The sequence below is a fragment of the Bradyrhizobium sp. 172 genome (assembly GCF_023101065.1).
Lineage (GTDB): Bacteria > Pseudomonadota > Alphaproteobacteria > Rhizobiales > Xanthobacteraceae > Bradyrhizobium > Bradyrhizobium canariense_D.
Genome location: NZ_CP064701.1, coordinates 2,763,013 through 2,775,450 on the forward strand (window position 1 = coordinate 2,763,013; position 12,438 = coordinate 2,775,450).

General features: G+C 63.6%; 9 protein-coding genes and 2 pseudogenes. 7 read left to right on the plus strand and 4 right to left on the minus strand.

Annotated elements, in window-relative coordinates:
* Positions 1-6 precede the first annotated feature (6 nt).
* Positions 7-1,125 (plus strand): cobalamin-independent methionine synthase II family protein, encoded by a 1,119-nt coding sequence (locus IVB07_RS13120; RefSeq protein ID WP_247361670.1) that lies wholly within the window; start codon positions 7-9, stop codon positions 1,123-1,125.
* Between the two features lie 143 nt (positions 1,126-1,268).
* Here the strand turns inward: IVB07_RS13120 and IVB07_RS13125 are convergent.
* A pseudogene (locus tag IVB07_RS13125) lies at positions 1,269-2,988 on the minus strand (caspase family protein).
* Positions 2,989-3,159: 171 nt separating this feature from the next.
* On the opposite strand from IVB07_RS13125, the gene IVB07_RS13130 reads away from it, so the two are divergent.
* The 4 genes from IVB07_RS13130 (at position 3,160) to IVB07_RS13145 (ending at position 8,939) form a co-directional block, all read left to right on the plus strand.
* Entirely contained in the window at positions 3,160-4,515 is a 1,356-nt protein-coding gene (locus tag IVB07_RS13130) for a hypothetical protein (RefSeq protein ID WP_018457294.1), read from the plus strand.
* 60 nt (positions 4,516-4,575) lie between these two features.
* Entirely contained in the window at positions 4,576-5,772 is a 1,197-nt protein-coding gene (metK, locus tag IVB07_RS13135; protein ID WP_247361674.1) for a methionine adenosyltransferase, read from the plus strand.
* Positions 5,773-5,898: 126 nt separating this feature from the next.
* A complete protein-coding gene (ahcY, locus tag IVB07_RS13140; RefSeq protein WP_007601979.1) occupies positions 5,899-7,320 on the plus strand; it encodes an adenosylhomocysteinase in 1,422 nt (473 codons plus the stop codon).
* A 158-nt stretch (positions 7,321-7,478) separates the two neighbouring features.
* Positions 7,479-8,939 carry an NAD(P)/FAD-dependent oxidoreductase gene (locus IVB07_RS13145; RefSeq protein WP_247406803.1) on the plus strand — a complete coding sequence of 487 codons (1,461 nt, stop codon included), beginning with the start codon at positions 7,479-7,481 and terminating at the stop codon, positions 8,937-8,939.
* A gap of 19 nt (positions 8,940-8,958) precedes the next feature.
* On the opposite strand, the gene IVB07_RS13150 is transcribed toward IVB07_RS13145, so the two are convergent.
* The 3 genes and pseudogenes from IVB07_RS13150 to IVB07_RS13160 form a co-directional block, all read right to left on the minus strand.
* Positions 8,959-10,008, minus strand: coding sequence for a YbfB/YjiJ family MFS transporter (locus tag IVB07_RS13150; protein ID WP_247361679.1), 1,050 nt, complete (start codon positions 10,006-10,008; stop codon positions 8,959-8,961).
* Positions 9,909-10,193, minus strand: a pseudogene (locus IVB07_RS13155) (YbfB/YjiJ family MFS transporter); the annotation flags it as partial. The pseudogene IVB07_RS13155 and the gene IVB07_RS13150, both read right to left, overlap by 100 nt.
* A gap of 29 nt (positions 10,194-10,222) precedes the next feature.
* The gene (locus IVB07_RS13160; RefSeq protein ID WP_247297097.1) at positions 10,223-10,933 is read right to left on the minus strand and encodes an SDR family NAD(P)-dependent oxidoreductase; all 711 of its coding nucleotides are present in this window, start codon (positions 10,931-10,933) and stop codon (positions 10,223-10,225) included.
* A gap of 214 nt (positions 10,934-11,147) precedes the next feature.
* Here IVB07_RS13160 and IVB07_RS13165 point away from each other — a divergent pair, with 214 nt between their 5' ends.
* Both IVB07_RS13165 and IVB07_RS13170 read left to right on the plus strand, forming a co-directional pair.
* Entirely contained in the window at positions 11,148-12,071 is a 924-nt protein-coding gene (locus IVB07_RS13165) for a LysR family transcriptional regulator (RefSeq protein ID WP_247406806.1), read from the plus strand.
* 146 nt (positions 12,072-12,217) lie between these two features.
* Complete coding sequence (locus tag IVB07_RS13170; RefSeq protein WP_247364817.1) at positions 12,218-12,421, plus strand: hypothetical protein; 204 nt, start codon at positions 12,218-12,220, stop codon at positions 12,419-12,421.
* Positions 12,422-12,438: the final 17 nt, after the last annotated feature.

Sequence of the window (12,438 nt, forward strand, 5' to 3'; positions counted from 1 at the left end):
TAAGAAATGCAGCGAACCAAAGCCCCCTTCCGCGCCGACGAGGTCGGCAGCCTCTTGCGTCCCGCCAAGATCAAGGAAGCCCGCGCCAGGCTGGAGAAGGGCGAGATCTCGGCCGACGATCTGCGCAAGATCGAGGATTTGGAGATCGAAAAGGTCGTGCATAAGCAGGCTTCGCTCGGCCTGAAGCTCGCAACCGACGGCGAATTCCGCCGCTCCTGGTGGCATTTCGACTTCCTGGCCAAGCTCACCGGCTGTGAAATGTTTCACCCCGACACCGGCATCCAGTTTGCGGGCGTCGAGACCCGGCACGACGCGGTGCGCGTGATCGGCAAGCTCGATTTCCCCGATGACCACCCGATGCTGGATCACTTCCGCTTCCTGAAGAAGGTTGCCGACCAGGCTCACGTCACCGCCAAGATGACGATCCCGTCGCCGGCGGTGCTGCACTTCCGTGGCGGCCGCAAGGCGATCTCCAAGGACGTCTATCCCGATCTCGATGCCTTCTACGAAGACCTTGGCAAGACCTACCGCAAGGCCGTGAAGGCGTTCTACGACGCCGGCTGCCGCTATCTCCAGTTCGACGACACCGTGTGGGCCTATCTCTGCTCGCCGGACGAATTGCAGAAGGCGCGCGAGCGGGGCGACAATCCCGAGGGTCTCCAGCAGATCTATGCGCGCGTCATCAACTACGCGCTGGCCGAGAAGCCTGCCGACATGGTGGTGACGACGCATGTTTGCCGCGGCAATTTCCGCTCGACCTGGATTTCGTCGGGCGGCTACGAGCCGGTTGCCGAGACCATGCTCGCCGGCACCAATTACGACGGCTATTTCCTCGAATACGACAGCGACCGCGCCGGTGGTTTCGAGCCGCTGCGCTTCCTGCCCAAGGGCAACAAGGTCGTCGTGGTCGGCGTCATCACCTCGAAGTTCGGTGAGCTCGAGAACAAGGACGCGATAAAGCGGCGTCTCGAGGAAGCCGCCAAGTTCGCCCCGCTGGAGCAGCTCGCGCTCTCCCCGCAATGCGGCTTTGCCTCGACCGAGGAAGGCAACATCCTCTCGGAGGAGGAGCAGTGGGCCAAGCTCAGCCTCGCCGTGGACATCGCAAAGGAAGTGTGGGGCAATTGAGCTCTACGCAGCCTGTCGCGTGAGTGAGGGTTAACTGGCGCAACACCCCCGATGTCGTCCCGGCCTAGTGCGCAATTGCGCACTAGGCTGGGACGATACGGAGTATGAGGCACGACGCTTCGCACCCGTAGCAAACACGCCCCTCATTTCTCCGCCAGATGGACCTCTCCCAGCAGCGACGAGTTCGACCACGGCACCTGCTTGCTCTTCGTGGTCGAAACCACCTCCGCCCGCACCCGTGTCAGCATCTGCTGCACTTCCAGGCCGGGCGTGCCGATGTGGCGGGAGAGCGCGGCGGAGAACGGCGAGTTGGCGCCTTCGCCGTCGAGAGCGACCTGGCCCGGCGCAGTGGCGAAAGCGATCAGCGTGCCGGCGCCGAGCGTCGCGCCGGCGCCCAGGCTCGTTGGCGCTGCGAGGCCCGAGGCAGCTTCGATGGCGCGGTTGGTGCTGGCTGATGCGACCTGCTGTGCCATCGGATTATTGCGGCAGGCATCGAAGATTAAAATGTTGGTGCGAACCTGGTCGTCGAGGCCGGCCATGATCGTGTCCATGTCGATCATCGCGTCCGTCATCCTCGCGCCCGGCTTGAGTTCGACGTCGACGGGAATGAGATAGTTGCGACCGTCGACCTGCACGCCGTGGCCCGCATAGTAGACTAATACGACCTGCGCCCGCGCCGCTTCCCGCAAGAAGTCACGCGTCATTTTTTGCATCGCCGCGCGGTCGAGATCGACGCCTTCCGACACGATGGAGCCGATGTTGCGCAGGCTCTTCGCGACAGCGCGCGCGTCATTGGGCGGATTTGGCAGCGCCTTGACATGCGCATAGGCGCCGTTGCCGACGATCAGCGCCATGCGCGTGCCGCGCGCGGCCGGAGCAGGCGCGGGGGGGCGGCGCGGCACCGGTCTGCTGGGGAGCCGGTGCCTTTGCCGCCTCGGTCGTCGGTGACGGCGCATCGCGCGGGATCGGTGCGCTTGCGTCGGTGATCAGCGACAGCCGCACCTTTGTGGTGGCTTGATTGGCCTTGCTGCCGGCATCGGACGCCGCGATCGCCAGCGTTGCCTTGTAGTCGTCGCTCGCGTGCGCGTAATCGCCTTTCGCCTCATAGGCCAGCGCGCGATGAGTGTAGCCTGAGATCAGCACGCTGTTCGGCGGCGTCATGATGTTGACGGGCGGCTTCTCTTTTGCGAGCCGAATCGCTTCGCTGCCGTCGGCAATCGCGCGATCGTAATGGCCTCTGACACGCCAGATCGCGGTCCGGTTGATCAGCGGCTGCGGCAGCGTCGGGTCGAGCCGGATCGCCTGGTTGATGTCGGTCAGCGCGCCGTCGAGATCGCCAAGTGCCTCCTTAGCGATACCACGGTTCTGGAACGAGAACGCCGATTTTGGATTGGCCTTGATCGACATATCGTAGTCGGCGATCGCCTTGGCGTAATCGCCTTTGCCGCGCCAGGCATTGCCGCGATTGTGGAAGATGGTGCCATCAGGCGGGCCAAGCTTCAGCGCATCGTCGAAGTCAGCGACCGCGATCTCGTAGTCGCCTTTGTCGTAATACGCTGAGCCGCGCAGGTTGTAGGCCGCTTGGCTCGGCTGGAGCCGGATCGCTTCCGTGGCGTCGGTGACGACCTTTGGGTATTCGCCCTTCTTGTTCCAGCCCACCGCGCGCCAGAAATAGACCGTCGCGAGCTGCTCGCCTTTGAACACCTTCAGCGCGATGATCTTGCTGCAGGCGTCGATCATTTGTTCCGCCGGCGTGGTGTCGGTGGTGCAGAGCGGCCCAAGCTGGTTGCGCGCCTGTGCAAAAGCTGGCGCCGACCACAGGGTTGCGGCAAGCAGGCAGAGCGCGACGAGCAGGCGACGCATTGGCGGTGGTCCCGTAGAGGAGAGGCGTCTGTTTGTTGCCCGGCAGGGAAGGTGGTTCACGGCCTCCCAGTTGTGCACACGGCAAACAAGGGGGATCTATCCCTATTCCCTCAGTGGGCAGATTTTGCTAGGAGGCACTACCCAATCCTTCTGCCCACCGCGTCCCACTCCATGAAGAATGACGAAATCCTGAGCCAAATCACCGAGTTCTGCCGTAAGGCGGACATGGCGGAGTCGACGTTCGGCCGGCGCGCGGTGAACGATGGGAAGCTCGTGCACCGCTTGCGAGAGGGCAAGCGCATCACGATCGATACCCTGGACCGGATCCAGGCCTACATGGCCGCATCGATGGCCGGCGGCGTGCCGCCGCCGCGGGGGCTTCAGGTGCCCCCGGAAAAGCGCGATCCGCGCGGCAATTTCCGCTTTTTCGAGAACCGGCAGAAATACCTGCTGTTCGTCCACACTTGCAGTGAGAAGCGGGTGGTCGCCGAGCGTGTGGCGCTAGAGCTTGCCAGCATCCATCCCCGGCCCCCGGCGCTGCGCGTGTTCGATGCCGGCGTTGGCGACGGCACGGTACTGGCGCGCGTGCTGCGCTCGATGCACCAGCGCTTTCCGCACATGCCGTTCTATGTCGCCGGCAAGGAGCTCAGTCTCGAGGACCTCCGCCTGACCTTGGACAAGGTGCCGGATCGCATTTTTGAGCATCCGGCCTCGGTGTTTGTCTTTACCAACATGCTCTACGCGGAGGCGCCCTGGCTCACGCCGGCATCGCCCGCGGCGGCCGCTGCCACTGTCTGGCATGAGGTTCCCCTGCGGGGAGCTTCCTCGGGCGAGTTCGAGACGCAAATCGCGGAGTTGAAGCCGTTTTTGGAGCAGAACTGGCGCGCGGCGGTCAGCCCGCGCACGGGGATGCCGCTCTATGAGCGGCCTGTCGTGCTGGTGCTCTACCGTGAAGATCAGCGGTTTTTGCTCGATTCGACCATTCCACGGCCCGGCCAGGCCGAGGCCAATTTTGACCTCGTTATTGCATCCCAGCCATACCGCGCGCTGTCCTCGGTCAATTTTCGGGCAAAACGGATCATTGCGCCCCTGGCCCGGGCCTTGCGGGCGGGCGGCCGCTTGATCGGTATTCACTCCCATGGCCAGGATCCAGGCATGGAGATGATCCAGGCGATCTGGCCCGGAGAAAATCCTTTCTCGGTGAGCCGTCATGAGCTATTGCGCGCGGTGAAGTACGAGCTCGGCTCGGTGGGCCGCGACTTAAATTTTAATGCTTACGCTGATAACCGCTCGATCTTCAGGTATGATATGGAAGCGCTGCCCAACGAGGTGACAGGCACTATCGGAACCTCGACAGCCTTTGCAGCCTGGAATGCGGCGGTGTATGTCGCTCAGATTGAGGACGACCGGTTGACGGAAATGACTCAAAACGGCCGCACTCTGGACGCCGCCAGGGACGTGCTGCGAAAGTACAATGGGCTCTGGTTTCTCGACGAATCCTACGTCATCTCGCGCCGGCGTGATTGACATCATTCAAAGCTAAATATCGCAACACCCGCCAGCTAGCGGCGGAACAAGGGGTTACTGATGCGCGCGTCCTATCTCTTCACCAGCGAGTCCGTGTCCGAAGGCCATCCGGACAAGGTGTGCGACCGGATCTCCGACGAGATCGTCGATCTGTTCTACCGCGAAGGACCGAAAGCAGGCATCGATCCGTGGCAAATCCGTGCCGCCTGCGAAACGCTCGCGACCACCAACAAGGTCGTGATCGCCGGTGAGACCCGCGGTCCTGCCTCCGTCACCAATGAGCAGATCGAAGGCGTCGTGCGCGCCGCGATCAAGGACATCGGCTACGAGCAGGAAGGTTTCCACTGGGAGAAGGCGGACATCGAGATCCTGCTGCATCCGCAGTCGGCCGACATCGCGCAGGGCGTCGATGCGCTGCAGCCGGGCGAAGTCAAGGAAGAGGGCGCGGGCGACCAGGGCATTATGTTCGGCTACGCCACTAACGAGACGCCGGATCTGATGCCGGCGCCGATCTTTTACGCCCACAAGATCCTGCGCCTCATCTCGGAAGCGCGCCACTCCGGCCGCGAGAAGGTGCTGGGCCCGGACTCCAAGAGCCAGGTCACCGTGCAGTACGAGAACGGCAAGCCGGTCGGCGTGCGCGAGATCGTGGTGTCGCACCAGCATCTGATCGAGGACATCTCGTCCAAGCAAATTCGCGACATCGTCGAGCCCTATGTGCGCGAGGCGCTGCCGAAGGACTGGATCACGTCGAAGACCATCTGGCACATCAACCCGACCGGCAAGTTCTACATCGGCGGTCCCGACGGCGATTCCGGCCTGACCGGCCGCAAGATCATCGTCGACACCTATGGTGGCGCGGCTCCGCACGGTGGCGGCGCGTTCTCCGGCAAGGATCCGACCAAGGTCGACCGCTCCGCGGCTTACGCTGCCCGCTATGTCGCCAAGAACATCGTCGCGGCCGGTCTTGCCGACCGCTGCACGCTGCAGCTCGCCTACGCCATCGGCGTGGCGCGTCCGCTGTCGATCTACATCGACACCCACGGCACAGGTAAGGTGTCGGAGGATCAGCTCGAGAAGGCCGCGGCCAAGGCGATGGATCTCACCCCGCGTGGCATCCGCAGCCATCTCGATCTCAACCGCCCGATCTACGCGCGCACCTCCGCCTATGGCCATTTCGGCCGTACTCCCGACAACGAGGGCGGCTTCTCCTGGGAGAAGACCGATCTCGTCGAAGCGCTCAAGCGCGCGGTCTGATCACCGACGACATTTCGGGGCGCCGCGACAGCGGCGAACCCGGAATTCCTAATCGATCGCATCGAGATTCCGGGCTCGCCCTCCAGGGTGACCCGGGATGACCAATTCAACAACAGGACGCCCGCAATGAACGCGAAGCCCGGCTTCACAGATTACATCGTCAAGGACATTTCGCTCGCCGATTTCGGCCGCAAGGAGCTCTCGCTCGCCGAGACCGAGATGCCCGGCCTGATGGCCACCCGCGAGGAGTACGGCCCGAAGCAGCCGCTGAAGGGCGCCCGTATCGCCGGCTCGCTGCACATGACGATCCAAACCGGCGTGCTGATCGAGACGCTGGCCGCGCTCGGCGCCGACATCCGCTGGGTCTCCTGCAACATCTATTCGACGCAGGACCACGCCGCGGCGGCGATCGCAGCCGCCGGCATTCCAGTGTTCGCCGTCAAGGGTGAGAGCCTTACCGAGTACTGGGACTACACCGCCAAGCTGTTCGACTGGCACGGCGGCGGTCACCCGAACATGATCCTCGACGACGGCGGCGACGCCACCATGTACGTCCATCTCGGCCTGCGCGCCGAGAACGGCGACACCAAGTTCCTGGACAAGCCGGGTTCGGAAGAAGAGGAAGTCTTCTTCGCGCTTCTGAAGAAGCAGCTCAAGGAGAAGCCGAAGGGCTACTTCGCCGAGATCGCCAAGAGCATCAAGGGCGTTTCCGAAGAAACCACCACGGGCGTGCATCGTCTCTACGACATGCAGAAGGCCGGCACGTTGCTATGGCCCGCCATCAACGTCAACGACAGCGTCACCAAGTCGAAGTTTGACAACCTCTATGGCTGCCGTGAATCGCTGGTCGACGGCATTCGCCGCGGCACCGACGTGATGATGTCCGGCAAGGTTGCGATGGTCGCGGGCTTCGGCGACGTCGGCAAGGGTTCGGCCGCCTCGCTGCGGCAGGCCGGCTGCCGCGTCATGGTCTCCGAAGTCGATCCGATCTGCGCGCTGCAGGCGGCGATGGAAGGCTATGAAGTCGTGACCATGGAAGACGCCGCGCCCCGCGCCGACATCTTCGTCACCGCGACCGGCAACAAGGACATCATCACGATCGAGCACATGCGCGCAATGAAGGATCGCGCCATCGTCTGCAACATCGGTCACTTCGACAATGAGATCCAGATCGCGGGTCTGCGTAACCTGAAATGGACCAACATCAAGCCGCAGGTCGACGAGATCGAATTCCCCGACAAGCATCGCATCATCATGCTGTCGGAAGGTCGCCTCGTGAACCTCGGCAACGCGATGGGCCATCCGTCCTTCGTGATGTCAGCCTCCTTCACCAACCAGACGCTGGCGCAGATCGAGCTTTTCGCCAACAACAAGGACGGCAAGTACAAGAAGGAAGTCTACGTGCTGCCGAAGTCGCTCGACGAAAAGGTCGCGCGCCTGCACCTTGCCAAGATCGGCGTCAAGCTCACCGAGCTGCGCAAGGACCAGGCCGACTACATCGGCGTCAAACAGGAAGGTCCGTACAAGTCGGACCATTACCGCTACTGATCCGCTGATCGTATCTATTTTCGATGCAAAGCCCCGGAGCGATCCGGGGCTTTATTGTCTTGAGCGTGACGCACGCGTCTCCTCGAGGTTGTGTCAGGCCGATTGCCAGTTGACGAGCAATGATCGCGGTCAGACAATCCTTGGCATCGGAGGAAACAATGGCTCAAGACCATTTCGACGTGCTGATCGTCGGTGCCGGCCTGTCCGGGATCGGCGCGGGCTATCATCTTCAGACCAAATGTCCGACCAAGAGCTACGTCATCCTTGAGGGACGCGACTGTATCGGCGGCACCTGGGACCTGTTTCGCTATCCCGGCGTCCGCTCCGACAGCGACATGTTCACGCTCGGCTATTCCTTCAAGCCCTGGACCGATCCGAAGGCGATCGCCGACGGCGCGCAAATTCTCAGCTACGTTCGCGAAACCGCAGCCGAGAACGGCATCGAGAAGCACATCCGCTTTCACCATCGGGTCAAGCGTGCGGCGTGGTCGACGAGTGAGGCGCGCTGGACCGTCGAGGCCGAGCGCATCACCGGCGAGGGCGTGGCACAAACCGTGCGCTTCACCTGCAATTTCCTGTTCATGTGCTCGGGCTATTACAAATACGAGGCGGGCTACACGCCGGAGTTTCCGGGGGTTGCGGATTTCGCCGGCCGCATCGTGCATCCGCAGAAATGGACCGACGACATCGACTGCGCGGGCAAGCGCGTCGTCGTGATTGGCTCGGGCGCGACCGCGGTGACGCTGGTGCCGGAGCTCGCCAAGACGGCCGCGCAGGTCACCATGCTGCAGCGCTCGCCGACCTATGTGGTGTCGCGCCCTGCACAGGATCCCGTCGCCAACAAATTGCGGCGCAATCTGCCGACGCGGCTTGCCCATCACCTGATTCTCTGGCGCAACGTGATGTGGGGGATGTTCTTCTTCCAGCTCAGTCGGCGCCGCCCTGCGAAGGTGAAGGAGCTGGTTCTCAAGGGCGTGCAGATGGCGCTCGGCCCCGACTACGACGTCGCGACCCATTTCACGCCGCGCTACAATCCGTGGGACCAGCGGCTCTGCCTCGTGCCGGATGGCGACCTGTTCAAGGCGATCCGCGAGCAGCGCGCCTCCGTAGTCACCAAAGAGATCGACACGTTCACGCACGATGGTATCCGCCTGAAGGACGGCAGCGAGCTTGCGGCGGACATCATCGTGACCGCGACGGGACTGGTGCTCCAGGTCGTCGGCGGTCTTGACATCAGTGTCGACGGCCGCGCCGTCGATTTCGCCAACACGCTGACCTACAAGGGCATGATGTATGCCGACGTGCCCAACATGGCTTCTGCGTTCGGCTACACCAACGCATCATGGACGCTGAAATGCGACCTCACCTGCGAATATGTCTGTCGGCTCATCAACTACATGGACCGGCACAATTTCCGGCAGTGCATGCCACATAATGACGATCCCACGATCACGGCGCAGCCGTCGCTCGATTTCACCTCGGGTTATGTGCAGCGCTCGGTCGCAAAGATGCCGAAGCAAGGCTCGAAGCAGCCGTGGCGGCTCTACCAGAACTACGCGCTCGACATCGTCTCCTTGCGGTTGGGCCGGATCGACGACGGCGTGATGCAATATTCCTGATCGCGACGACCGCGACGTTCTAAGCCTTGCGCGTGGCAAGCGGCAGGGCAAGATCAATCGCGAGTGCAAGCACCACGGCGCCGCCGCCCAGCGCGAACAAGACGAGATAATCGCCGCCGGTCTGTGCGTAGATCCAGGAGAAGCCGTAGGCCGCGGCCGCCTGGAACAGCGCAAAGCTGGTCGCGGCATGGCTCCATGTCGTGCGCTGCTGCTCGGCAGAAAGTGGGACCAGCTCATGGATGCGTCCGAGCACGAGCGGTACGATGCCAGGTGTGAAGCCGCCGACCACCACGCTCGATACGATCAGCGGGAGAGGCGCGGTACTGACGGTCGGGAGCAACACGGCGGCCGCTTCGATCAGGAAGGCGGCGCGCAGCGCCGGTCTAAACCCAGCGCGGTCCCCGAGATGACCGGTGACCACCGGGCCGACGATTGCGCCAAGGCCATAGAGCACCCAGTAGTGCGATCCCGCAACAATACCCTGGCCGAGGCCGCGCGCGACGAAATCGACGATGAAGACCATGTGCGGCACCAGCGCCACCGCGTTGAGGCCGTATTGGACGAGCAAGCCGCGAGCAGCGGGCGAAGCGTGCTTCGCCCGCTGCGATGACACGGTATCGGCCTTGGCCTCAGCGGGCCAGTTCCACCAACTCACCAGCGTGAGCGTGCCCGCGAGCACGCCAAGACCATACCAACTCTGTTGCAAGCCTTGCTGCAGCAACAGCGGCACCAGCGTGCCGGATGCGGCGACACCGAGCCCGACGCCGGCAAAGATCACGCCGCCGACGATGCCGCGCCTCGCCGCCGAGATATGCGGCAGAATGACGGAGGCCACCAGTACCATGATGATTCCGCCGGTGAGCCCCGACAGGAAGCGCCAGGCGAAGAACCAGGTGAACGACACCGGGTCGAGCTGGCAAAAAAGGAGAGGGTCGCGAGCAACATCATCGCCCGCAAGCCGCGAACGGCGCCGATGCGCGCGGCCACGGTCCGCGCCGCGAGCGCGCCGGCAAGATAGCCGACCAGGTTCGCTGCACCGAGATAGACGACGTCGGACGGGTCGAACCATTTTGCGGCGATCAGGGCCGGGATCAGCGGCGTGTAGGAAAAGCGCGCGAGGCCAAGCCCGACCAGCGATGCGGACAATCCTGCTACCGCATATCGCCGGGTTTGCTGTGAGGAAGTCCGTGATGTCGAACCCGACCGCTGATGCGATCGGGGGTGGACTTGCTGCTTGGCATCTGCGTCTGTCATGTCGTCCTCGTGCGCGAAGGCGCTAGCGTTCAGTGGCCGGCGCTCTGGCCGCCGTCGACATGCAGGATTTCGCCGGTGACGAAGGAGGCGCCCTCGAGGTAGAGCACGGCATCGACGATGTCGGACATCTCGCCCATATGGCCGACGGGATGCAGCGCATCGAGCTGGGCGTGCGTCGCGACGGGATGCATCGGCGACTTGATGATGCCGGGCGACACCGCGTTCACGCGGATACCACGCTTGGCATATTCGATCGCCAGTGACTTCGTCGCGGCGCTCAACCCACCCTTGCTCAGCGAGGCTAGCACCGAGGGCACGTTCGAATTGGCCTGGTCGACCAGCGTCGTCGTGATCTGGACGACGTGGCCGGACCCCTGCTTTTCCATCTCGGCGATGCCAAGCTGCGTGACGTGGAAGAAACCAGCGACGTTGGTGCCCATCACCGCTGCATAGTCCTCCGCCGTATACTGCGTGAACGGCTTTGCGACGAAGATACCGGCGTTGTTGACCAGCGTGTCGACGCGGCCGAAGCGGGCGACGGCTTGCGAGACCGCGCGCTCGGCGGTCTTCCGGTCGGCGATGTCGCCGGCAATGGTGAGGACATCTTCATCGCCCGACGGCTTAATGGAGCGCGCCGTCGCGACGACGCGATAGTTGCGATCGCGAAAACCCTGGACCAGGGCGGCACCGATGCCCTGCGAAGCACCGGTGATGATGGCAACCTTCTGTTCGATACCCATGATGGGCTCCTGTTGTTGGCTTTCAGAACCTGCGCCAGCAGCGGCTGGCTTGGTCGACGAGGTACGCCGCAGCGGGCCGGCTGCGAATACACGTTGTCCGGCAGACACTCTTTCGCGCCGCGAACGAATGCCGGGTGGGCTCCCGGCGGTGGTTGTCGCGGCAGGAGCGAAAGCCTAACTTCCAGTCTGACCTCGATGGGCCGGCGGGAAACCTATGGATCGTCTGGATGCGATGAAGGTGTTTGTCCTTGCGGTGGACGAGGGCAGCCTCGCCGCCGCCGGCCGCAAGCTCGGCCGTTCGCCAGCGGCGGTGAGCCGCGCCATTGCTTTCCTGGAGCAGCGGGTCGGTGCCGAGCTGCTGCACAGGACCACACGCTCCATCAAGCTGAGCGAGGAGGGCGAGCGCTATGTCGCGGTCTGTCGCCGCGTGCTCACCGAGTTGGAGGAGGCCGACGACATCGCGGCCGGGCCGCGCACGGCGCCCCGCGGCCTGCTCACGATCACTGCGCCTGTGGTGTCGGGTGAGATGGTGCTGCGGCCGATCCTCGATGCGTTTCTCGACGCCTATCCGACCGTCTCGGCAAAACTCCTGCTGTTCGATCGCGCGGTCAATCTGATCGAGGAGGGGGTCGACGTCGCGCTTCGCATCGGTCATCTCGCGGATTCGGCAATGGTCGCGATGCGGGTCGGTGAGATCAGCCGTGTCGTGGTAGCATCACCGCGCTATCTGAAGCAGCACCCGCGCATCACCGAGCCCGGCGACCTCGCCAAGCACCAGATCGTCGCGATGGCGCACCTTCCCAATTCCTGGACCTTTGCACCGCAGGCCGGGTCGTCAGCCGCCCGCACGGTGCAGTTCACGCCGCGGCTCGTCGTCAACAGCACCTATGCGGCGGTGGCCTCGACCGTCGCCGGCCGCGGTGTGGCGCGAATGTATTCGTACCAGGTAGGTGAGCAGGTCGCGCGCGGCGAACTCGAGATTGTCCTGGCCGGCCACGGGGATCCCGAGATGCCCGCGCATTTGATCTGTCCGCAGGGCCGGCTCTCGGTGCCGAAGGTGCGGACCTTCACGGACTTTGCGGTGCCGCGGCTGAAGAAACAGTTTGCTCGGCTCAAGAACGGCATCACTGCCCGGTGAGCCGCTGCGCGCACGGGCAATGCGTTGTTTTGCGTATACGGCGGGTCGGGTTAATCGGCCATGTTGCCCGAACGGTTAACGCCGGATTAACCGCGGAGTCCTAGCCTGTCTCGGCCGGGGTTACTTGCAAGGCCGAGGTGAGCCCAATGGAAGCCCAGAGAATCGCGGTCGACGCCGTCGTCGCGTTGACCGATTGCGACCGCGAAACCATCATCGCGTTCATCCGCCGCCTGTATCTTGCCGGCGTCACTGACCCCAAGCGCCTGACCTTCAAGGGCCTCCAGGCCCTGTCACGGGCTGATTCGGCTCGGTTCGGCCTCAAGTTCCCAGCCCTGATCTCCGGAGCGTGATTGCAACCCACCGGCGA